Source organism: Micromonospora sp. IBHARD003, from assembly GCF_056106285.1.
Map to the genome: position 1 here is coordinate 6,962,966 of NZ_JBWBBX010000001.1, position 21,057 is coordinate 6,984,022.

The 21,057-nt window shown below is 70.3% G+C and carries 22 protein-coding genes; 14 read left to right on the forward strand and 8 right to left on the reverse strand.

Annotated elements, in window-relative coordinates; genetic code table 11:
- Window positions 1-273 precede the first annotated feature (273 nt).
- Entirely contained in the window at window positions 274-810 is a 537-nt protein-coding gene (locus ACTWOL_RS30440) for an N-acetyltransferase family protein (protein ID WP_474300059.1), read from the forward strand.
- Window positions 811-835: 25 nt separating this feature from the next.
- Here ACTWOL_RS30440 and ACTWOL_RS30445 read toward each other — a convergent pair whose 3' ends face one another.
- Complete coding sequence (locus ACTWOL_RS30445; RefSeq protein WP_474300060.1) at window positions 836-1,306, reverse strand: hypothetical protein; 471 nt, start codon at window positions 1,304-1,306, stop codon at window positions 836-838.
- 99 nt (window positions 1,307-1,405) lie between these two features.
- Here ACTWOL_RS30445 and ACTWOL_RS30450 point away from each other — a divergent pair, with 99 nt between their 5' ends.
- Window positions 1,406-2,119, forward strand: coding sequence for a class I SAM-dependent DNA methyltransferase (locus ACTWOL_RS30450; RefSeq protein ID WP_474300061.1), 714 nt, complete (start codon window positions 1,406-1,408; stop codon window positions 2,117-2,119).
- 36 nt (window positions 2,120-2,155) lie between these two features.
- Here the strand turns inward: ACTWOL_RS30450 and ACTWOL_RS30455 are convergent, their stop codons facing one another.
- Complete coding sequence (locus tag ACTWOL_RS30455) at window positions 2,156-2,977, reverse strand: IclR family transcriptional regulator (RefSeq protein ID WP_474300062.1); 822 nt, start codon at window positions 2,975-2,977, stop codon at window positions 2,156-2,158.
- 327 nt (window positions 2,978-3,304) lie between these two features.
- Here ACTWOL_RS30455 and allB point away from each other — a divergent pair, with 327 nt between their 5' ends.
- The 3 genes from allB to ACTWOL_RS30470 all read left to right on the forward strand — a co-directional run bounded on the left by allB (window position 3,305) and on the right by ACTWOL_RS30470 (window position 6,887).
- Window positions 3,305-4,729 carry an allantoinase AllB gene (gene allB, locus ACTWOL_RS30460; protein ID WP_474300063.1) on the forward strand — a complete coding sequence of 475 codons (1,425 nt, stop codon included), beginning with the start codon at window positions 3,305-3,307 and terminating at the stop codon, window positions 4,727-4,729.
- A gap of 4 nt (window positions 4,730-4,733) precedes the next feature.
- Window positions 4,734-5,855 carry an allantoicase gene (gene alc / locus ACTWOL_RS30465; RefSeq protein WP_474300064.1) on the forward strand — a complete coding sequence of 374 codons (1,122 nt, stop codon included), beginning with the start codon at window positions 4,734-4,736 and terminating at the stop codon, window positions 5,853-5,855.
- A gap of 201 nt (window positions 5,856-6,056) precedes the next feature.
- On the forward strand, window positions 6,057-6,887 hold the full coding sequence (locus ACTWOL_RS30470; RefSeq protein ID WP_474300065.1) for a ZIP family metal transporter: 831 nt from the start codon (window positions 6,057-6,059) through the stop codon (window positions 6,885-6,887).
- Between the two features lie 66 nt (window positions 6,888-6,953).
- Here ACTWOL_RS30470 and bfr read toward each other — a convergent pair whose 3' ends face one another.
- Together bfr and ACTWOL_RS30480 are read right to left on the reverse strand one after the other, a co-directional pair.
- A complete protein-coding gene (gene bfr, locus ACTWOL_RS30475; RefSeq protein WP_474300066.1) occupies window positions 6,954-7,433 on the reverse strand; it encodes a bacterioferritin in 480 nt (159 codons plus the stop codon).
- Between the two features lie 178 nt (window positions 7,434-7,611).
- A complete protein-coding gene (locus ACTWOL_RS30480) occupies window positions 7,612-7,836 on the reverse strand; it encodes a hypothetical protein (protein ID WP_474300067.1) in 225 nt (74 codons plus the stop codon).
- 148 nt (window positions 7,837-7,984) lie between these two features.
- Between ACTWOL_RS30480 and ACTWOL_RS30485 the strand changes: the two genes are divergently transcribed.
- The 3 genes from ACTWOL_RS30485 to ACTWOL_RS30495 are packed head-to-tail and all read left to right on the forward strand — an operon-like array spanning window position 7,985 to window position 11,130.
- The gene (locus tag ACTWOL_RS30485) at window positions 7,985-9,217 is read left to right on the forward strand and encodes a sensor histidine kinase (RefSeq protein WP_474301288.1); all 1,233 of its coding nucleotides are present in this window, start codon (window positions 7,985-7,987) and stop codon (window positions 9,215-9,217) included.
- Complete coding sequence (locus ACTWOL_RS30490; RefSeq protein ID WP_474300068.1) at window positions 9,214-9,882, forward strand: response regulator transcription factor; 669 nt, start codon at window positions 9,214-9,216, stop codon at window positions 9,880-9,882. The genes ACTWOL_RS30485 and ACTWOL_RS30490 overlap by 4 nt, the downstream gene beginning before the upstream one ends.
- 9 nt (window positions 9,883-9,891) lie before the next feature.
- Window positions 9,892-11,130 (forward strand): cytochrome P450 family protein, encoded by a 1,239-nt coding sequence (locus tag ACTWOL_RS30495; protein WP_474300069.1) that lies wholly within the window; start codon window positions 9,892-9,894, stop codon window positions 11,128-11,130.
- 259 nt (window positions 11,131-11,389) lie between these two features.
- Here the strand turns inward: ACTWOL_RS30495 and ACTWOL_RS30500 are convergent, their stop codons facing one another.
- Entirely contained in the window at window positions 11,390-12,397 is a 1,008-nt protein-coding gene (locus ACTWOL_RS30500; protein WP_474300070.1) for a Gfo/Idh/MocA family protein, read from the reverse strand.
- A gap of 101 nt (window positions 12,398-12,498) precedes the next feature.
- Here ACTWOL_RS30500 and ACTWOL_RS30505 point away from each other — a divergent pair, with 101 nt between their 5' ends.
- The 5 genes from ACTWOL_RS30505 to ACTWOL_RS30525 all read left to right on the forward strand — a co-directional run bounded on the left by ACTWOL_RS30505 (window position 12,499) and on the right by ACTWOL_RS30525 (window position 17,414).
- On the forward strand, window positions 12,499-13,272 hold the full coding sequence (locus tag ACTWOL_RS30505) for a GntR family transcriptional regulator (protein WP_474300071.1): 774 nt from the start codon (window positions 12,499-12,501) through the stop codon (window positions 13,270-13,272).
- A gap of 143 nt (window positions 13,273-13,415) precedes the next feature.
- Window positions 13,416-14,411, forward strand: a complete 996-nt coding sequence (locus ACTWOL_RS30510) for a sugar ABC transporter substrate-binding protein (protein ID WP_474300072.1) — start codon at window positions 13,416-13,418, stop codon at window positions 14,409-14,411.
- Between the two features lie 122 nt (window positions 14,412-14,533).
- Window positions 14,534-15,544, forward strand: a complete 1,011-nt coding sequence (locus tag ACTWOL_RS30515) for a sugar ABC transporter substrate-binding protein (protein WP_474300073.1) — start codon at window positions 14,534-14,536, stop codon at window positions 15,542-15,544.
- Window positions 15,541-16,608 carry an ABC transporter permease gene (locus ACTWOL_RS30520; protein ID WP_474300074.1) on the forward strand — a complete coding sequence of 356 codons (1,068 nt, stop codon included), beginning with the start codon at window positions 15,541-15,543 and terminating at the stop codon, window positions 16,606-16,608. The genes ACTWOL_RS30515 and ACTWOL_RS30520 overlap by 4 nt, the downstream gene beginning before the upstream one ends.
- Window positions 16,608-17,414 (forward strand): ATP-binding cassette domain-containing protein, encoded by an 807-nt coding sequence (locus tag ACTWOL_RS30525; protein ID WP_474300075.1) that lies wholly within the window; start codon window positions 16,608-16,610, stop codon window positions 17,412-17,414. The genes ACTWOL_RS30520 and ACTWOL_RS30525 overlap by 1 nt, the downstream gene beginning before the upstream one ends.
- Window positions 17,415-17,481: 67 nt before the next feature.
- Here the strand turns inward: ACTWOL_RS30525 and ACTWOL_RS30530 are convergent, their stop codons facing one another.
- Entirely contained in the window at window positions 17,482-18,243 is a 762-nt protein-coding gene (locus tag ACTWOL_RS30530) for an SDR family NAD(P)-dependent oxidoreductase (RefSeq protein ID WP_474300076.1), read from the reverse strand.
- A gap of 142 nt (window positions 18,244-18,385) precedes the next feature.
- Here ACTWOL_RS30530 and ACTWOL_RS30535 point away from each other — a divergent pair, with 142 nt between their 5' ends.
- Window positions 18,386-18,964, forward strand: a complete 579-nt coding sequence (locus ACTWOL_RS30535; protein WP_474300077.1) for a TetR/AcrR family transcriptional regulator — start codon at window positions 18,386-18,388, stop codon at window positions 18,962-18,964.
- Between the two features lie 108 nt (window positions 18,965-19,072).
- Here the strand turns inward: ACTWOL_RS30535 and ACTWOL_RS30540 are convergent, their stop codons facing one another.
- The gene (locus ACTWOL_RS30540; protein ID WP_474300078.1) at window positions 19,073-19,990 is read right to left on the reverse strand and encodes an alpha/beta hydrolase; all 918 of its coding nucleotides are present in this window, start codon (window positions 19,988-19,990) and stop codon (window positions 19,073-19,075) included.
- A 250-nt stretch (window positions 19,991-20,240) separates the two neighbouring features.
- Window positions 20,241-21,020, reverse strand: coding sequence for an SDR family NAD(P)-dependent oxidoreductase (locus tag ACTWOL_RS30545; protein WP_474300079.1), 780 nt, complete (start codon window positions 21,018-21,020; stop codon window positions 20,241-20,243).
- Between the last annotated feature and the right edge of the window lie 37 nt (window positions 21,021-21,057).

The following is a 21,057-nucleotide window of genomic DNA, read 5'->3' on the forward strand; positions in this document are numbered from 1 at the left end:
ACCGGTGGAAAGGCATGCCGGCGAACTGGCGGGTAGCGGTGGTCCGCGGTCGTCGGCGCGCTCGCGCCGGATCCCGGACCCGGGTCTTCCTTCGCCGTTCACCACCCGGATGCGTTGGGTAGTGGAGCGAGCGCGAAGCGTAGTCAAAATGGCGTGAACCTTGCTTGAGTCGGCCGGTGAGCCGCAATTGACTTCTCCTGTGCCTGAGGTGGAGAGCATCCACACGGGGGTCGGGGCACACCCATCGCATTCGCAAGGCAAGGAGACTTCCGCATGCCCGACGGCATCGCTCGAGGCACCGGATACCCGATCACCCTGACCGACGGCACCACCACCCGCACCAGGGAACTGACCCCCGCCGACCTCGGACCGGTCCAGGCGCTCCACCGGCGCTGCTCGCCCGGTAGCCGGGCCCGGCGCTATCACACGGGCAAACCCGAACTGTCCCGCGCCGGCTGGCGCGTGCTGTGCGACCCGGAGCGGGGCACCACTTTGGTCACCACCCCCGCGCAGCGCTCGGACCACATCATCGCCATGACCAGCGTCATGCGCACCGACCGGCAAGGGGTGGGCGAACTGGCCGTGCTGATCGAGGACGCCTGGCAGTTCAAGGGACTCGGCACGGCACTGGCCGCGCACGCGGCCGATGTCGCCCGCGAGGCCGGCCACCACACCCTGACCGCGGCGGTCGCCGTGGACAACGCGCCGATGCTGCATGTGCTGGAGAGCCTGGACGCGCCGCCCGCCCGCGCCGTGAGCGGGCCCGTCGTCGACATCCGTATCCCGCTGTGGTCGGCGGCCGCCCCCTGATGGATGTGCGGGGCCCGGAAACCCCCTAACCCCTCGCCGCCGAGGGCGGGAGGGACTTCCCGGCCGAGCCGCGCAGAGCGATGAGGGACCACGCGGCCGCCACCGCCAGCGCGCCGACCGCGATCAGGCCGACCATCGGTGCCTCGGGCCGCCAGCCCAGCAACATCCTGGTGCCGAGCATGGTCGTGGCGATGGCGATCCCCTCCGGAGCGTAGACCGGCACCCGGGCGGCGGCGGCCCGCAGAACTGCCGCGGACAGCAGACCGATCACGGCCGAGGCGGCGACGTGGGGAAGGAGCGGTCCGGGGGCGATGCTGGGCAGGCCGTACTCCTCGGGCCCGATGCGGTACAGGCCCCCCACCCAGCCGAGCCCTACGCCGACCACCGTCACGGCCACCACCCACAGGGCATGGCGCCACAGTGGTCCGGGCCTGACCTCTTCTTCCTCCGAGTCGTCCGCGCCGTCGTATCCGGGAGAACCCAAGTCATCGATCACGCCCGAAAGGACGCCCCGGACCTGCACAGGGTTGTCTCCGGACGGCGGCGGTTCACGGGGCCGTTGCCGAAGGCACTGCCGCCCGTAGGCTGAGAAGCGATGTCCACCACTCACGAGCGCCCCACACTGCGCGAACTCGCCGTCCAGGCCCTGTCCTCCGTCGAGCGCGGCTATGACCTGCTCGCGCCGAAGTTCGACGCGACCCCCTTCCGCACCCCGGCGCGCATCCTCGACGAAGTCCTCCTCGAGCTGAAGCCGCTCGGACCGTTCCGGGCGGGGCTCGACGTCTGCTGCGGCACCGGAGCGGGAGCCGGAGTGCTCCAGGAGCTCTGCGGTGAGCGGGTCGTCGGAGTGGACTTCAGCGCGGGCATGCTGTCCGAGGCCCGCGCGGCGTTCCCCGGAGCGGACTGGGTGCGGGCCGATGTACGGGCCATGCCCTTCGCGCCGGCCTTCGATCTGGCCGTGAGCTTCGGGGCGTTCGGGCACTTCCTGCCCAGGGAGCGGCCTTCGCTGTTCGCGCAGGTGCACTCGGCGCTGCGGCCGGGCGGTGTGTTCGCCTTCCCCGTCGGCGCGCCGCCCCGGCCCGGCTCCTGGCCGTACTGGGCCATGTTCGGCTTCGACGTGGCCATGCGGGTGCGCAACACCGTGTGGTGGCCGCGCTTCGTGATGTACTACCGCACCTTCCCGCTCACCGAGGTGCGCCGTGAGCTGGAGCGGACCGGATTCGACGTGGAGCTGCGTCCGCTCGGCGGGCTCGGTCGGCGCGACGACGGCAGCCCGCGCGCCGTGCTGCTGGTGGCGCGCAAGGTCTGACGCGACTCCGCCGGCGCGGGTGCCCGGAAGTGCCCCCTAGCCCTGTGCCGGAGCCGAGGTGTTCGCGAGGGCTTCGGAGAGCTCCTTCGCGACCGTCTGGAGCACGGGAACGATCTTCTCGGTCGCCGCTTCGGTCACCCGGCCCGCCGGACCGGAGATCGAGATCGCGGCGGCCGTCGGTGAGTCGGGCACCGGCACGGCCAGACAGCGCACGCCGATCTCCTGCTCGTTGTCGTCCACCGCGTACCCGGCACTGCGTACGTGCTCCAAGGCGGCCAGGAAGGCGTCCGGCGTGGTGATCGTCTTCTCGGTGGCGGCCGGCATACCGGTGCGGGCGAGCAGCGCCCGCACCTCCTCCGGCGGCGTGTGGGCCAGCAGGGCCTTGCCGACACCCGTGGAGTGCGGCAGAACCCGCCGCCCGACCTCGGTGAACATCCGCATGGAGTGCTTCGAGGGGACCTGGGCCACGTAGACGATCTCGTCTCCGTCGAGCAGTGCCATGTTCGCCGTCTCGCCGGTCTCCTCGACCAGGCGGGCGAGATAGGGGCGGGCCCAGGTGCCCAGGAGCCGGGACGCCGACTCGCCGAGCCGGATCAGCCGGGGGCCCAGCGCGTAGCGCCGGTTCGGTTGCTGACGTACATAGCCGCAGACGACGAGGGTCCGCATGAGCCGGTGGATGGTGGGCAGCGGCAGTCCGCTGCTGGCGGAGAGTTCGCTCAGCCCGACCTCGCCCCCGGCGTCGGCCATCCGCTCGAGAAGGTCGAAGGCACGCTCGAGGGACTGGACGCCACCGCTGGTCGCGGCGGGCTTGGCTGCCTCGGCGGTCGCCGAAGTGCTGTTGGCGCTGGACGTCGGCACGTCAACGGTCCTTTCAGGCGGGTGGGCGAGTTGTCAGCCTACCGGGCGGCCCTGGTCGGTACGCCGGCCACGGCGGAGGGTCCTCGCCGGTCAGGGGCCCTCTCGCCGGCAACGGGGCCGGTGCCGCTGCCGGGGCTCGTCGGGTCCGGACCATCTCTCGTCTGAGTTTTGTCATGCGGAAGCATATTTCCATCTCGCGGAACCTTCAAGGGTGCACGATGCTGAAGGTGAGGTCTTGACGGGCCGTGGTCCTGGGTGAAGACTCCTTCAACAGTTCGTTGAATTTCGCTCCGTGGAGGGAGCTCTGTGGAGGGAAGGGAGGGCAGGGTGTCAGGCCTGGAAGGGAACGGCGGGAACGCCGCCGCGTACGCGTACGGCACGAACGGTGTGAGCGGCGGGGAGGCCGTCGGCGCGCCGCGCGTCGTGGACCTGGTGCTGCGATCGACACGCGTCATCACCCCCGAGGGAACACGGGCCGCTTCGGTCGCCGTCAGCGGCGAGACGATCGCCGCCGTGCTGCCGTACGAAGCCGAGGTGCCGGCCGGGGCCCGGCTCGAGGACTTCGGGGACGACGTCGTCCTCCCCGGCCTCGTCGACACCCATGTCCATGTGAACGACCCGGGTCGCACCGAGTGGGAGGGGTTCCGTACCGCCACTCGCGCCGCGGCCGCGGGCGGCATCACCACTCTGCTGGACATGCCGCTCAACTCCCTCCCGCCCACGACCACCGTCGCCCATCTGCGCACCAAACAGCGGACCGCCCGGCCGAAGGTCCATGTGGACACCGGCTTCTGGGGCGGTGCCGTCCCGGACAACGTCACCGATCTGCGGCCCCTGTACGACGCCGGGGTCTTCGGCTTCAAATGCTTCCTGTCGCCTTCCGGGGTCGAGGAGTTTCCCGAGCTCGACCAGGAGCAGCTCGCCCGCTCCCTGGCCGAGATCGCGGGCTTCGACGGGCTGCTGATCGTGCACGCCGAGGACCCGCACCGGCTCGCGGCGGCGCCCCAGCGCGGCGGCCCCGCCTACGCCGACTTCCTCGCCTCCCGCCCGCGCGAGGCCGAGAACACCGCGATCGGCAATCTGATCGCGCAGGCCGCACGGCTGGACGCACGCGTCCACGTGCTGCATCTGTCCTCCGCCGACGCGCTGCCGCTGATCGCCAAGGCCAGGGCGGAGGGCGTGCGGATCTCCGTCGAGTCCTGCCCCCACTTCCTCACCCTCACCGCCGAGGAAGTCCCCGACGGCGCCACCGAGTTCAAATGCTGCCCGCCGATCCGCGAGGCCGCGAACCAGGACGTCCTCTGGCAGGGCCTCGCCGACGGGACGATCGACTGCATCGTGTCCGACCACTCGCCCTGCACCACCGACCTCAAGACACCCGACTTCGCCTCCGCCTGGGGCGGAATCTCCTCGCTCCAGCTGGGCCTGCCGGCGATCTGGACCGAGGCCCGCAGACGCGGCCACACCCTGGAGGACGTCGTCCGCTGGATGTCGTCCGGCCCCGCACGACTGGCCGCACTGACCCGCAAGGGCGCCATCGAGCCCGGCCGCGACGCGGACTTCGCCGTCCTCGCGCCCGACGAGACCTTCACCGTCGACCCCGCCGGACTCCACCACCGCAACCAGGTCACCGCCTACGCGGGCAGGACCCTGCACGGCGTCGTGAAGTCGACATGGCTGCGCGGCACACGGATCGTGGAGAACGGAACCCTCGCCGAGCCCACCGGCCGGCTGATCGAAAGGACCTGCTGACACAGTGGCGATATCGTCCTACACCGGTGACGCGAACCCCTACGGCGGCGGCGACCCGTACGCCGACTACCGCACCCCCGGCCCCACGGGGTTCCCCTTCAGCCACCTCGCCGACCTCGCCGACCGCGGCCTCGGCGCGGGGGTCATCGCCGCCAACGACGAGTTCTTCGCCCACCGTGAGAACCTGCTGAAGCCCGGGGCCGCCGAGTTCGACCCCGAGCACTTCGGCCACAAGGGCAAGGTCATGGACGGCTGGGAGACCCGCCGCCGCCGTGGAGTCTCCGCCGGCCGGCCCCACCCTGCCGACGACGACCACGACTGGGCGCTGATACGTCTCGGCGCCCCCGGAGTCGTACGCGGCATCGTCGTCGACACCGCCCACTTCCGCGGCAACTACCCCCAGGCGGTGTCCGTCGAGGCCGCGTCGGTGCCCGGTTCCCCGTCCCCCGAGACGCTCCTCGGCGACGACGTCACCTGGACGACCCTCGTCCCGCGCACACCCATCGGCGGCCACGCGGCCAACGGCTTCGCCGTCGACGTCGAACAGCGCTTCACCCACCTCCGGCTCAACCAGCATCCCGACGGCGGCATCGCACGGCTCAGGGTGTACGGAGAGGTGGCCCCGGACCCCGAGTGGCTGCGCGTCCTCGGCACGTTCGACGTCGTCGCGCTGGAGAACGGCGGCAGGGTCGAGGACGCATCCGACCGCTTCTACTCACCGGCCACCAACACCATCCAGCCGGGGCGCTCCCGGAAGATGGACGACGGCTGGGAGACCCGGCGGCGCCGCGACCACGGCAACGACTGGATCCGCTACCAGCTGGTCGAGCAGTCCGAGATCCGTGCGGTCGAGATCGACACCGCGTACCTCAAGGGCAACAGTGCCGGCTGGGCGGAGCTCTCCGTCCGCGACGGCGAGGCGGGCGAGTGGACCCGGCTGCTCCCGCGCACACGGCTCCAGCCCGACACCAACCACCGTTTCGTGCTGGACACCCCGCTCGCCGGCACCCACGTCCGTATCGACATCTTTCCGGACGGCGGCATCTCGCGGCTGAGGCTCTTCGGCTCGCTCACGGAGGAAGGCGCGAAGCGCCTGGTCGCCCGCCATCAGGAGCTGGGGGGCTGACGGGCAGCCGCCAGGACACCGGGCCCGGCGTGGCGTTCACGGCCGCGCCGAGTCCGCCCCGCACGGTCCCCGGCTCGCCCGGGACGGCCGCCGCCGGAGATGCGGCCGGGCGCCGGGGGAGGTAAGGCTTGGAGGTAAGGGAAATTAGGTAAGGCTTACCAATCAAGCCGGCCGCCCCGCTGCCGTGCTCCGGAGGCACCCATGTCCGGTCCGCAGATCGCGCTGCTCGGCGCCATCGCAGGCTTCACGATCTTCCTGGGCCTGCCGATCGGCCGGCTGCGCCGCCCCGCGCCGCGATTGCGAACCGCGCTGAACGCCCTCGCGATCGGCATCCTGCTGTTCCTGTTCTGGGACATCCTGACCGCGGCCTGGGAGCCCATCGAACACGCACTGAGCGAGCATCACTGGGGCACGGTCGCGACGAACGGCGCGGTGCTCGCCGCGGGTCTGACCGTCGGACTCGTGGGGCTCGTGCACTACGACCGATGGGCGGCGCGCCGCAGCGCACCCTCTCCCATGCCACCCCGCGGCCCCGGGGCGGCAGCCACGACGGAACTGGCTCCCGGAACCCGGTCGAGGGCCGCGCGCCTCGCGCTGATGATCGCTGTGGGCATCGGCCTGCACAACTTCTCCGAAGGCCTGGCCATCGGCAACTCCGCGGCGAAGGGCGAAATCGCGCTCGCCGTCCTGCTGGTCATCGGCTTCGGCCTGCACAACGCGACCGAGGGCTTCGGCATCGTCGCCCCACTGGCGGCCGATGACGAACGGCCTTCCTGGGGCAGCCTGGCCGTACTCGGACTCATCGGTGGCGGCCCGACCTTCGTGGGCACACTCATCGGTCAGCAGGTGGTCAACGAAACCCTCGGCATCGCCTTCCTGGGCCTGGCCGCCGGGTCGATCCTCTACGTCGTCATCGAGTTGCTGGCCGTCACGCGGGCCGCGGCCATGAAGGAGCTGACCGCGTGGATGATCCTGGCCGGGCTGCTGCTCGGCTTCGCCACCGACGCCGTCATCGACGCGGCCGGTATCTGAGCGGCCGGTATCCGAGCGGCCGGTATCCGAGGGGTCTGCGCCCCCCTGTGGCGGCTGTCCGGACCGCTACGACTGTGGCTGTTCGATCAGCTGGGCGATGTAGAGAGGTTCACCGAGCTTCTCGACCAGCTCCAGCTGGGTGTCGAGATAGTCGATGTGGTGCTCCTCGTCCGCGAGGATCGACTCGAAGATGTTCGCCGACGTGATGTCGCCCTTGCTCCGCATGACGTCGACGCCGCGCGTGAGACGGTCGATGGCCTCGACCTCGATCTGCCGGTCGGCCTGGAACATCTCGGTGACCGTCTGCCCGACCCGGACATGGAAGAGCCGCTGGTAGTTCGGCAGGCCCTCCAGGAAGATGATCCGGTCCGTCAGGACCTCCGCGTGCCTCATCTCGTCGAACGACTCGGCACGGGTGTACGTGGCGAGCTTCGTCCAGCCATAGCTCTCCTGCATCTTCGCGTGCAGGAAGTACTGGTTGATCGCCGTCAGCTCCGCGGTCAGCTGCTCGTTCAGGAACTCGACGACCTCCGGATCGCCCTGCATGGCATCCTCGTTCCTTCCGCTCTTTCCGCGTGCGGCAGATTCCGACCGCGCCACCGGTCGTACCTTCACCGTACGCCGGGCCGCCCGGCCCCACCCTGTGAGCACGGGGACCCGCTCCACCGCCCGGGATGCGGCGGGCCGGCACGGAGCGGCCCACGCCAAAGCGACTCGCTGTGCCTCAGGGACGCTGTCCGCGGCGGCTCGCCATGCCCACCAGCGCGATGCCGAGCACCGAGAGCACGATGTGCGCGTACAGCTCCCTTCCCTCCAGGAAGCCGATCGGCTCGATGATCCACCGGGTGAAACCCATGAGCGCGAACCAGCCGCCGGTCAGCTCGCGCAGCACGCCGCAGACCCCGGCGACGAGCAGGGCCACACCGATGAACTCCAGAGGCTTCTTCATGCCGTGATCGTCGTCCGGCCCTGCCGCCGGGCGCGTCCGGCGTCGGGATACGTCCGTGCGTCGAAAGTCTGAGACGTGCCGACTTTGGTATCCGCCACAGGCCGGCGGGCGGTCCACGCCCGGGCACGTGCGTAGATTTGTCGATGTGATGCGTACGGAATACCCCTGGCTGCTGCCGTCGGCCCTGGCCGGCCCGCTGGATCAGGAGCTTCCCGGCGACCGGGGCCGGGAGCGGCCCCGGCGCACCGTCCGTGACTGGGCGGTCGACACCGTCGCCTTTCTGTTCGCCTCCCTGATCGGGCTGCTGGCGCTGGAGACGAGCACCCAGACGGGCAACGCCGAGATCATCGTCCTCGCCGACCAGATCGTGGGCGCCCTCGCCTGCTGCGCGGTGTGGCTGAGGCGGCGCCGGCCCGTCGGTCTCGCGGTGGCCCTCACCCTGATCTCGGTCGTGGTGCCGGCGGCGGCCGGGGCGATGCTGGTGAGCCTGTTCAGCCTGGCCCTGCACAGGCCGTTCCGCCCCGTCGCCCTGGTCGGCGCCCTGGCGCTGGCCGGCTCGGTGGTCTCGCCGTTCGTCCGGCCCGACCCGGAAGCCCCCACGCTGGTGTCGGTGGTCGCCGGAATCATCCTGGTGCTGCTGGTCATCGGGTGGGGCATGCTCGTACGCTCGCGCCGCCAACTGGTCATCGCCCTGAGGGAACGGGCCCGCCGTGCCGAGACCGAGGCCGAACTGCGAGCCCGGCAGGCACAGCAGCTCGCCCGGGAGGCCATCGCCCGGGAGATGCACGATGTGCTCGCCCACCGCCTCACCCTGCTCTCGGTCCACGCGGGCGCGCTGGAGTTCCGCCCCGACGCACCGACGGCGCAGATCGCCAGGGCCGCCGGGGTCATCCGGGACAGCGCACACGAGGCACTCCAGGACCTGCGCGAGATCATCGGAGTCCTGCGCGGACCGGGCAACGGGGAGGGCGACGACGGCCACCGGCCGCAGCCCACGCTCGCCGGACTCGGCACACTCGTCGCCGAGTCACGCGAGGCCGGGATGAACGTCGTCCTCCACGACCGGGTCGCCGACCCCGCCACGGCTCCCGCCTCCACCGGCCGGACCGTCTACCGCATCGCCCAGGAGGGCCTGACCAACGCCCGCAAGCACGCGCCCGGCACCGCGGTCACACTCAGCGTGGGCGGCGGGCCTGGGGAGGGGCTCACCGTGGAGGTGCGCAATCCGGCTCCGGCGGGACCGGTCAGCGAGGTGCCGGGATCGGGCCAGGGACTGATCGGGCTGACCGAACGCGCGACACTCGCGGGCGGCAGACTGGAACACGGAAGAACGGACGACGGAGGGTTCCTGGTCCGTTCCTGGCTACCGTGGCCCGCATGACCATCCGGCTTCTGATCGTCGACGACGATCCGCTCGTCCGCGCGGGACTCACCCTCATGCTCGGCGGGGCGGAGGACATCGAACTCGTCGGCGAAGCCGCCGACGGCTCCGAAGCGGCCGCCCAGGCCGAGCGTCTGCGGCCCGATGTCGTCCTGATGGACATCCGTATGCCGGTGATGGACGGACTGACCGCCACCGAGCGCCTGCGTGCCGGGGCCGACGCCCCCGAAGTCGTCGTCCTCACCACGTTCCACGCGGACGAGCAGGTGCTGCGGGCGCTGCGCGCCGGAGCGGCGGGCTTCGTCCTCAAGGACACCCCGCCCGCCGAGATCGTCACGGCCGTGCGCCGGGTGGCGGCCGGCGATCCCGTGCTGTCCCCGGCGGTCACCCGCAGGCTGATGGACAGGGTCGCGGACGCGGCGCCCGACGACCGGACCGGACGGGCCCGGGCCCGTATCGGCCCCCTCGCCGAACGCGAACGCGAGGTGGCCGTCGCCGTCGGCCGGGGCCAGTCCAACGCGGAGATCGCGGCAGGGCTGTACATGAGCGTGCCCACGGTGAAGACGCACGTCTCGCGGATCCTGGCCAAGCTGGACCTCAACAACCGTGTGCAGATAGCCCTGTTGGTCCATGACGCGGGACTGCTCGACGGGGACGCACCGTAGGCTGGCACGATGGCATTCATCGATCTGGGCGCGCTCGGAACGGAGTTCGTCGCCGACCCGTATCCCACCTACGCGGCTCTGCGTGCGGACGGTCCTGTACACGAGGTGCTCACGCCGAGCGGCGACCGGATGTGGCTGATCGTCGGCCACGAGGAGGCACGGGCCGCCCTCGCCGACCCACGCCTGTCCAAATCGCCCGCCACGCTGGGGCTGACGATGCTCGACGAGCAGATCATCGGCAGAAACATGCTGGTCGTCGATCCTCCGGACCACACCCGGCTGCGCAAGCTGGTCGCCCGTGAGTTCACGATGCGCCGGGTGGAGGCGCTTCGCCCGCGGATCCAGCGGATCACCGACGAGCTGATCGACGCGATGCTCCCGGCCGGACGGGCCGATCTCGTCGACGCGCTCGCCTTCCCGCTGCCCATCACCGTCATCTGTGAACTCCTGGGGATCCCGGTCGCCGACCGCGACCGGTTCCGCGCCTGGTCCACCGAGGTGGTCGCCCCGACCGGCGCCGAGGCCGAGCGGACCGCCGTCGAGGAACTCGCCGCGTATCTCGACGAGCTCATCGAGGACAAGCGGTGCGGCCGCCCCACCGACGATCTGCTCTCGGCCCTGCTGAGCAGCCTCCCGCGGGGCACGGGCGGCCCCGGCGACGGCGGCCGGGGCAATGAAGGCGACGACGGTGACCGGCTGTCCGTCGCGGAGCTGCGCGCCATGGCCTATCTGCTGCTCATCGCCGGCCATGAGACCACGGTGAACCTGATCTCCAACGGGGTACGGGCACTGCTGACCCACCCCGACCAGCTCAAGGAGCTGCGCGCGGACCTGGGGCTGATCGACGGCGCGGTCGAGGAGATGCTGCGCTACGACGGCCCGGTCGAGACCGGCACCATCCGCTTCACCCGCGAACCCGTCGCGTACGGCAGCACGGTCATCCCGGCGGGGGAGACAGTACTCGTCGGCCTTGCAGCCGCCGACCGCGACCCCGCCCGCTTTCCCGAGCCCGACCGCTTCGACATACGCCGCGCGGAGGGTTCCGGAAAGGGCCAGGGGCACCTCGCCTTCGGCCACGGGATCCACTACTGCCTGGGTGCGCCGCTGGCCCGGCTGGAGGCGAGGGTCGCGATCCGCACCCTACTGGAGCGCTGCCCCGGCCTCGCCCTCGATCCCGGGGGCGGGCCACTGGACTGGCTGCCCGGGATGCTGATGCGCGGGGTCCGCCGCCTGCCTGTCAGCTGGTGACCGCAGGCCGGTCGGCCGGGATGCACGTACGTTGTGGCCGACGTGCATCCCGGGCTGACGAACCTCCGGTCCGGCAAGGTCCCGGCGACAGTGCCTAGGGGGCTTCTGACGGATCTCCGCGGCGTCGCGACGCCCGGCCCTCACTCTCGCCGTTCCGGCCGAAAGCCCCAGTACGTCCAGTACGAGGGCTTCCAGCCGGAATGCCGAGAGCACGCACCGGACGCCGCTCCTTCCTCCACGGAGATCCGTCAGAAGCCCCCTAGTCGAGCCCCGGAATTTCCTCCATCCGTACCAGCCTGCGCTCGCTGCGCGACAGCTCACAGGCCTCGGCCACACGCAACGCCTCCAAGGCCTCGCGACCGTCGCAGGGGTTGTCGAGCTCACCGAAGGCGACCCGGATGAAGGCGTTCAGCTCGGCCTCGTAGGCAGGGGCGAAGCGCTCCAGGAAGCCCGGCCAGGGCTTGTCGGCGGGCGGCGGTCCCTGCGGTTCGGTGGAGGTGATCGGCGTACGGTCGTCCAGGCCGACCGCGACCGTGTCGGCGGTCCCGCACAGTTCCATGCGGACGTCGTAGCCGGCGCCGTTGCAGCGTGTCGCCGTGGTGGAGACGAGGGTGCCGTCGTCGAGGGTCAGCACCGCCGCCGCGGTGTCCACGTCGCCCGCCTGACGGAACATGGCGCCCTCGGCATCCGAGCCGGTGGCGTACACCTCCACCACCTCGTGTCCGGTGATCCAGCGCAGCACATCGAAGTCATGGACCAGACAGTCGCGGTACAGGCCCCCGGACAGCGGCAGATACTCGGCGGGCGGCGGCGCCGGGTCCGCGGTGATCGCACGGACGGTGTGCAGCCTGCCGAGGCGCCCCGAGCGCACCAGCTCACGGGCAGTGCCGTAGCCCGCGTCGAAGCGGCGCATGAAGCCCAGCTGGAGCACGGTGCCCGCGCTCTCCACCTCGCGCACGGCGCTCAGGGTCCCGGGCAGGTCCACCGCTATCGGTTTCTCGCAGAAGGCGGGCAGCCCGGCGCGGGCGGCCCTGCCGATCAGATCGGCGTGGGAAGCGGTGGCGGAGGCGATGACGACGGCGTCGACGCCCCAGGTGAAGATTTCGTCGACGGAGGGGGCCGCGGTGGCGTCGATGCGGGCGGCGACCTCACGCGCCCGCTGGGCGTCGGTGTCCGCGACCACCAGGGCGCCCACGTCACGATGACGGCTGAGCACGCCCGCATGGAACGTGCCGATACGTCCGGTTCCGATGAGTCCGATGCGCATGGCCCCAAGGTGGAGTCCGCCCCGGGGTCGTGTCAAGCATTTGTCCTGACAATCGAACTACACAACTTCCCGTCAACAGGCCCGGCGACTACGCTCGCAGCGTGCCCAATCAGCCCAGAGACACGACGGAAGCCACCGCTGCGCTCCAGCTCGGAGTGGACCGCACCAGTCCGGTCCCGCTGTACTTCCAGCTTTCCCAGCAGCTGGAGGCGGCCATCGAGCACGGCACGCTCACGCCGGGGAGCCTGCTCGGCAACGAGATCGAGCTGGCAGGACGGCTCGGGCTGTCCAGACCCACGGTCCGCCAGGCCATCCAGTCGCTCGTCGACAAGGGCCTGCTGGTGCGCCGCCGCGGTGTGGGCACCCAGGTCGTACACAGCCAGGTCAAGCGCCCGCTCGAGCTGAGCAGCCTCTACGACGACCTCGAGGCCGCGGGCCAGCGCCCGGCCACCCGGGTGCTCCACAACGCCATCGAGCCGGCGGCCGCGGAGGTCGCCGCCGCGCTCGGTGTGCCGGAGGGCAGCGAGGTCCACCTCGTGGAACGGCTGCGCTATGCGCACGGAGAGCCGATGGCGCATCTGCGCAACCATCTGCCCGCCGGGCTGCTGCCGCTCGACAACGAGCAGCTGGAGTCCACCGGGCTCTACCGGATGATGAGGGCCGCCGGAATCACCCTGCACAGTGCCCGCCAATCGGTCGGGGCGCGTGTCGCCACGGCCGACGAGGCCGACCAGCTCGGTGAGGAGCCGGGTGCGCCGCTGCTGACGATGCAGCGCACCACGTTCGACGACACCGGGCGCGCCGTCGAGTTCGGTTCGCATGTCTACCGGGCGTCGCGCTACGCCTTCGAGTTCCAGCTGCTCGTACGCCCCTGACGGGCCGGTCGGGGCGGGTGCCGCCGAGTTTCCTCGATCTCGTCTGCGTAAGAATGTTCGGACAAAGTATTGACGAGGTCCCGCCGTCCCCGTAAAAACTCACCCAGCCGCAATCGGGCGGCCGGGAGAGAGGCGGACCCACCATGCGCAGACCCCGCACGACAGCAGTCCTGCTCGCCGCGATCGCACTCGCCGCCGCCGGATGCAGCAGTTCCGGCGGCAAGGACTCCGGGAAGAAGGCCGAGAACGGGGGAGGCGGGGGCAAGCCGGCCGCGACCGAGCGGCTGAAGATCGCCATGGTGACCCACTCCGGCGAAGGCGACACCTTCTGGGACATCGTCCAGCACGGCGCCAAGGACGCAGCGGCCAAGGACAACGTCGAGTTCCTCTACGCGGCCAACAAGGAGGGGAAGGAGCAGGCGCAGCTCGTCGACTCCTACATCGACAAGAAGGTCGACGGCATCGTCGTCACCCTCGCCAAGCCCGAGGCGATGAAGGCCGTCGTCAAGAAGGCCGTGGCCGCCGGCATACCCGTCGTCACCATCAACTCCGGCGGTCAGTTCTCCACCGAGGTCGGCGCACTCAGCCACATCGGCCAGGACGAGTCGGTGGCCGGTGAGGCGGTCGGCGAGGAGCTCAACAAGCGCGGCAAGAAGAAGGCGGTCTGCGTCATCCACGAGCAAGGCAACGTCTCGCTCGAGGAGCGCTGCGCGGGCGTGAAGAAGACCTTCAAGGGCACCGTGGAGAACCTCAACGTCGACGGCACCAACATGCCCGCCTCCACCTCCTCCATCGAGGCCAAGCTGCAGAGCGGCAAGGACATCGACGCGGTCGTCACCCTCGGCGCACCGTTCGCCGCGGCATCGGTCCAGGCCAAGCAGGGCGCGGGCTCCCAGGCCGAGATCGACACCTTCGACCTCAACGCCGAGGTCGTCAAGCGGCTCAAGGCCAAGGAGGTCGGCTTCGCGGTCGACCAGCAGCCCTACCTCCAGGGCTATCTCGCCATCGACGAGCTGTGGCTCAACAAGACCAACGGCAATGTCATCGGCGGTGGCAAGCCGGTGCTCACGGGGCCCGCTCTCGTCACCGAGAAGGACGTGCCCGCCCTCGAGAAGCTGACCGCCGACGGCACCCGATGACCTGCACCATCACAGACCCGCCGCCGACCCGCGCCATGACGTACCCGCCGGTCCCCCTTGCCGTGGAGCTCAGGGATACTGACTCCGGAGTACCGCAAGCGGAGCAAGAGGGGCACGACGTCGTGGCAAGGGTTCGGACAGAGGTGCGCGCGCTCGGCGCGGTGCTGGCGGCGGTACTCGGAGCCTCCCTCGCGGGATGCAGCGCGACCGGTGGCAAGCGGGCCGAGGACGCCCGCAAGGCGGCGGCCGAGGGCCGCGCCACCGTCACCACCCCCCGCTGGACCTTCGCCATGGTCACCCACTCCGGCGCCGGTGACACCTTCTGGGACATCGTCCAGAACGGTGCGAAGGAGGCCGCCGCCAAGGACAACATCAACTTCCTGTACGCCAACAGCGACGAGGCGCAGCAGCAGGCGCAGCTCGTCGACTCCTACATCGACAAGAAGGTCGACGGCCTCATCGTCACCCTCGCCAAGCCCGAGGCGATGAAGGCCGTCGTCGCCAAGGCCACCAGGGCCGGCATCCCGGTGATCACCGTGAACTCCGGCTCGGAGCAGTCCAAGGCCTACGGCGCGCTCACCCACATCGGCCAGGACGAGACCATCGCCGGCGAGGCCGTCGGCGACGAGCTCGACAAGCGCGGGCGGAAGAAGGCCCTGTGCGTGCTGCACGAGCAGGGCAACGTCGGCCATGAGCAGCGCTGCGCCGGAGCGAAGAAGACCTTCGGCGGAACGATGGAGAACCTCTACGTCGACGGCACCAACATGCCCGACGTCCAGGCCTCCATCGTGGCCAAGCTCCAGACCGACAAGTCCATCGACGCGGTCGTCACCCTCGGCGCACCCTTCGCGGACGCCGCCGTCCAGGCCGGGCAGTCCGCGGGAAGCAAGGCCGAGGTCGACACCTTCGACCTGAACGCCAAGGTCGCCGCGGCGCTGAAGGCCGGGAAGCTCGGCTTCGCCGTCGACCAGCAGCCCTACCTCCAGGGCTACGAGGCCGTCGATCTGCTGTGGCTCAACCGCTACAACGCCAATGTGCTCGGCGGCGGACGGCCCGTCCTCACCGGGCCGCAGATCATCACCGAGAAGGACGCCGCCGAACTGCAGGACTACACGGAGCGGGGGACCCGATGACCGCGACCGCACCACCCGATCACGACCGGCCCGACAAGCCCGCGTCCTCCGACGAGCGTCTCCTGCGCACCTCGGCGCTGAAGAAGATCCTCGGCCGGCCGGAGCTCGGCGCCGTCGTCGGCGCCGCGGCCGTCTTCGTCTTCTTCGCGATCTTCGCCGACAGCTTCCTGCAGGCATCCAGCCTCGGCACGGTCCTCTACGCGGCCTCGACGATCGGCATCATGGCCGTCCCCGTCGCCCTGCTGATGATCGGCGGCGAGTTCGACCTCTCCGCCGGCGTGCTGGTGACCAGCTCCGCGTTGATCTCCTCGATGTTCAGCTACCAGATGACGGCGAACGTCTGGGTCGGCATCCTGGTCTCGCTGCTGGTCACCCTGGCCGTCGGGGTCTTCAACGGGGTCATGCTGACCCGCACCAAGCTGCCGAGCTTCATCATCACGCTCGGCACGTTCCTGATGCTCACCGGCCTCAATCTGGGCTTCACCAAGCTGATCAGCGGCACGGTGTCGACGAAGACGATCGCCGACATGGAGGGCTTCGAGTCCGCGAAGACGCTGTTCGCCTCCCAGCTCACCATCGGGGGAGTCGATCTCAAGGTCACCATCCTGTGGTGGATCGGCCTGGTGGCCGTGGCCACCTGGATCCTGCTGCGCACCCGGTTCGGCAACTGGATCTACGCCGTCGGCGGCGGCGCGGGCGCTGCCCGCGCGGTCGGTGTGCCGGTCGCCGGGACGAAGATCGGCCTGTACATGGGTGTGGCGTTCTGCGCCTGGATCTCCGGCCAGCACCTTCTCTTCTCGTTCGACGTGGTGCAGTCCGGCGAAGGCGTCGGCAACGAACTGATCTACATCATCGCGGCCGTGATCGGCGGCTGTCTGATCACGGGCGGCTACGGCTCCGCGATCGGTTCCGCGGTGGGTGCCTTCATCTTCGGTATGACGAGCAAGGGCATCGTGTACGCGGAGTGGAACCCGGACTGGTTCAAGTTCTTCCTCGGAGCGATGCTCCTCCTGGCGACCCTGCTCAACGCGTGGGTCCGCAAGCGCGCGGAGGCGACCACCTGATGACCGCTCTCGTCGAGCTCGACAACGTCAGCAAGCACTACGGAAACATCCGCGCCCTCGAAGGGGTCTCCCTCGAGGTCCACGCGGGTGAGATCTCCTGCGTCCTCGGGGACAACGGCGCGGGCAAGTCCACCCTGATCAAGATCATCGCGGGACTGCACCGGCACGACGCCGGCACCTTCGCCATCGAGGGGGAGCAGACCACTCTCGGCTCCCCGCGCGAGGCCCTCGACCGCGGTATCGCCACCGTCTACCAGGACCTCGCCGTCGTCCCCCTGATGCCGGTCTGGCGGAACTTCTTCCTGGGCTCCGAGCCGACCAGGGGCAGCGGCCCGTTCAAGCGGCTCGACGTCCGGCAGATGCGCGAGACCACCCGCTCCGAACTGCTGCGCATGGGCATCGACCTGCGCGATGTGGACCAGCCCATCGGGACGCTGTCGGGCGGTGAGCGGCAGTGCGTCGCGATCGCCCGGGCCGTCTACTTCGGTGCCAAGGTGCTGGTGCTGGACGAGCCCACGGCGGCGCTCGGCGTCAAGCAGTCCGGCGTCGTGCTCAAGTACGTGGCCGCGGCGCGGGACGCCGGTCTCGGGGTCGTGCTGATCACGCACAACCCGCATCATGCCTATCTCGTGGGCGACCGGTTCGTGCTGCTGAAGCGCGGCACGATGGTCGGCAGCCACACCAAGAAGGAGATCACGCTGGACGAGCTCACCCGCCAGATGGCGGGCGGGAGCGAACTCGAGGACCTGCGCCACGAGTTGGAACGTGCGCCCGCTCCCCGGCATCTGGGCGGTCACAGCCGCTGAGCCGCCTCGTCCGGACCGTGCGCGCGCCGGGCCTGGTCGCCAGGCGCGCGTGTCACGGCTCGGCTGCTCAGACCTGCGCCATGCCGCCGTCGGCGAAGAGCTCGATGCCGGTGATGAAGCTGGAGGCGTCGCCGGAGAGGAACGCCGCGGCCTTGCCCATCTCGCGCGGGTCGGCGATCCGCCCGGTCGGGTTGCCCTCGCCCATCCTGCGGACCGCGGCGGGGACGGCGTCGGCGCCCTGCGCCATGCCGAGGGCGCGCCGCAGGGACTCGGTGTCCACGGCGCCGGGGCTGAGGACGTTCATACGGATGCCGGAGCCCTTGATGTCCTGGATCCAGGACCGGATGAACGCGCGCACCGCGGCCTTGGCACCGCCGTACAGGCCCATGCCGGCCGGGGGCTGGATGGACGCCGTCGACCCGATGATGACGACCGTGCCGCCCGGCGGCAGCAGCGCGATCGCCGGCTGGACGGTGAACAGGACGCCCTTGGCGTTGACGTCGAAGGTCCGGTCGAACTGCTCCTCGGTGATCGCGCCGAGCGGGGCGTGTGCGCCGATGCCGGCGTTGGCCACGACCGCGTCGAGGTGCCCGTGCCGTGCGATGACCTCTCGGTACATCGCCTCCATGTCCGCGAGCTTGGTGACGTCGGCGACGATGCCCGAGGAGTTCGGGCCGATCGCGGCGACCGCCTCGTCCAACCGGTCCCGCCGCAGGTCGGTGATGACCACGCGGGCGCCCTGGTCCACGAATTCCTGGGCGATCCCCAGGCCGATGCCGGACGCGCCGCCGGTGACCACGGCGACCTTGCCTTCGAGCGGGAGGATCATCGATTTCTCCTTGGGGTTGGGCGTGCCCGCGCCATGCGGACGGCAGCGGACGTGCTCTACACTCGTAAGTGGAGGCGCCGCCGGTTATTCGACTGTAAGTGGAGACGTCTCCACTTAGCAACCTGGCAAGGAGGGGCCTCTCGTGACCACAGACACCGGCCGACCGCTGCGGGCCGACGCGCGGCGCAACCGGGAGAAGATCCTCGCCGCGGCCGTGCGCGTCTTCGCGGAAGACGGGCTGGAGGCGCATCTCGAGCGCATCGCCAAGGAAGCGGGCGTAGGCTCCGGCACCCTCTACCGGAACTTCCCCACTCGGGAGGCACTGATCGAGGCCGCCTACCGCAACGAACTGAGCCGACTGTGCGACGCCGCCCCCGACCTCCTGGCGGCCGTGCCACCCCGTGAGGCGCTTCGCGCCTGGATGGGGCGCTTCATCGACTACGCCACCGCGAAACTGGGGATGGCCGAGGCCCTGCGCGCCGTCGTCGACTCCGGCGTCAACCCCTACGCCCAGAGCCGCGAGCTGATCATGACCGCCCTCGCCTCGCTCCTGGACGCCGCGACCGCCGCCGGGACCATTCGGTCGGACATCAGCGCGACCGACATGTTCTCCGCCCTCACCGGCGTCGCCCTCGCCTCCGGAAAACCCCAGGAGCGAGAACAGGCGGAACGTCTCCTCGACCTCATCCTCGACGGACTCAGGTACGGCGCGGCCGACTGACGCCACCCCGGAAGCGCCGGCAAACGACTACGTCGGCGGGAGTACGCGAGGCCCTGTCTCCCGTAATCGACCTCCAGGACCCGGATCCTTCGCGATCGCGGTCAGTCCCTACGAGTGCGAAATCCGGTCGCGCAGCCAGGAATCGACGCCGCTGAGCGCCGTCCTGGCCAATGCCGTGGGGTGGCTCGTGAAGCCGTGCGGTGACTCGGGATAGACCCGGAGGTCGACGTCATTGCCGGCCGCTGACAACCGGCCTGCCATCGCGAGGTTGTCTTCCAGCAGCACGTCCGCGCTTCCGACGATCAGCAGTGTGGGGGGAAGCCCGCGAAGAACGCCGTAGAGGGGAGAGACGTCGGGAACGGTGCGGTCTTCCACATGGCCGGCGTACGCCTGGATGAAGTACTCGTCCGCGATGCGGCGACCGGCCGGGGTTCGTGCGCTCAAGTCGTAGGTCCCGAACTGGAGCGCTGCGCCGGTGAATCGGCCGACGGCACCTCGGTCTCTCAGCCGGAGCAGGGTAGCCATGGCGAGTGTGGCTCCCGCGGAGCTCCCGCCGATCGCAAGGCGGGACGTTCCGAAGCGGGCACCGGCTTCTTCGACGAGCCAGAGCGCCGCCGCTTCACAGTCGTCGGGTGCCGCCGGCCAGGGGTGCTCAGGGGCCAGCCGGTAGTCGACGCTGACAACGGCGAGGCGCAGGGCGTCCGCGAGCTCGCGGTTGCGTCTGTCTCCTCGTGCCGCGGAGTCCATGTAGAAACCGCCGCCGTGTATGTCCAGGTAGACGCCCCGCGGCGGACCGTCGACAGGAGTGAAGATCCTGACAGGGACGCGCACTCCCGCGGCTTCGATCGTCTCTTCGATGGCAGGCGGATCGGCGGCATGAGGAGCGGACCTCTTCGCTCGGGCCGCCGTAAGCTCCTCCAGTGTGCTGGGGCCACGGCCTGCCACCCTCGACTTGTAGAAGTCACGAGCTTCATCGACCTGCTCCGCGGGCACGTCGGCGAACAGTGCGTCCAGCGCGAATCGCACGCGCCCTCCTCATCACTCGGGCTCAACTCCACGCTATCGAAGGCGAGTGCGGCGTCTTCTACCGCTGGTGACACGGGTCTTACCGGCATGTCGGCCGTGAGTTCAGCGTGACTGAGGCGCTTTCACCGAGAACCCACGGTGCCTTCCGCAGGCAGGCTCGAAAGTGCGGTGGGTTCGTCGCCTCTGAATCGGCAGGATACTCATTCGCTATCGGCGGTCTGCCCGATCTGATGCCAGCTCCGTGTTGGGCTCAGTGAACGGAGAATCCGCCGTCCACGAAGAGCGCTTGGCCGGTGACGTAGCCGGAGGCGCGGCTGGCCAGGAACACCGCCGCTCCGGCGAAGTCCTCGGCCAGGCCGTTGCGCCCGACCATCGTGCGCGCGGCCAGCGCCGCCACCTTCTCCGGGTCGGAGGACAACCGCGCGTTGAGCGGGGTCATGACGAAGCCGGGCACCAGGGTGTTGCAGGTGACGCCGTGTGGCGACCACGCCTCGGCTTGAGAGCGGGCCAGCGACTCCAGCGCCCCCTTGGAGACTCCGTAGGCGCCGCTCTGGACGAACGCCCGGTGCGCCTGCTGGGAGGTGATGTGGATGATCCGTCCGAAGCCCCGCTCGGCCATGCCGGGCCCGAACCGCTGGCCCAGCAAGTAGGGCGCTTCCAGGTTCACCGCCATCGTGGCGTCCCACACCTCCTCGCCCAGCTCGTCCATCCGCGGCCGCAGGTTGATCCCGGCGCTGTTGACGAGAATGTCGGGCTCGCCGAACACCGCGGCTGCCTGCTCCGCAGCCGCGCGCACCCCGTCGCGGGTGCTCAGGTCCGCGCTCACCCAGGCCGCCCGGCAGCCCTCCGCTGCCAACTCGTTGACCGTGGCAGCCAGTTCCGGCTGCTTGCGCGCCACGGTCACCACGCTCGCCCCCGCTCGCGCGAGGGCCCCGGCGATGGCTCGGCCGATGCCGGAACTGCCGCCCGTCACCACGGCGACCCGGCCGTCCAGCGAGAACAGTTCGGAGAGGTATCCAGACGAGATCATGCCCGCACCCTAACTTGACTCTGTCGGGGATCTTGGT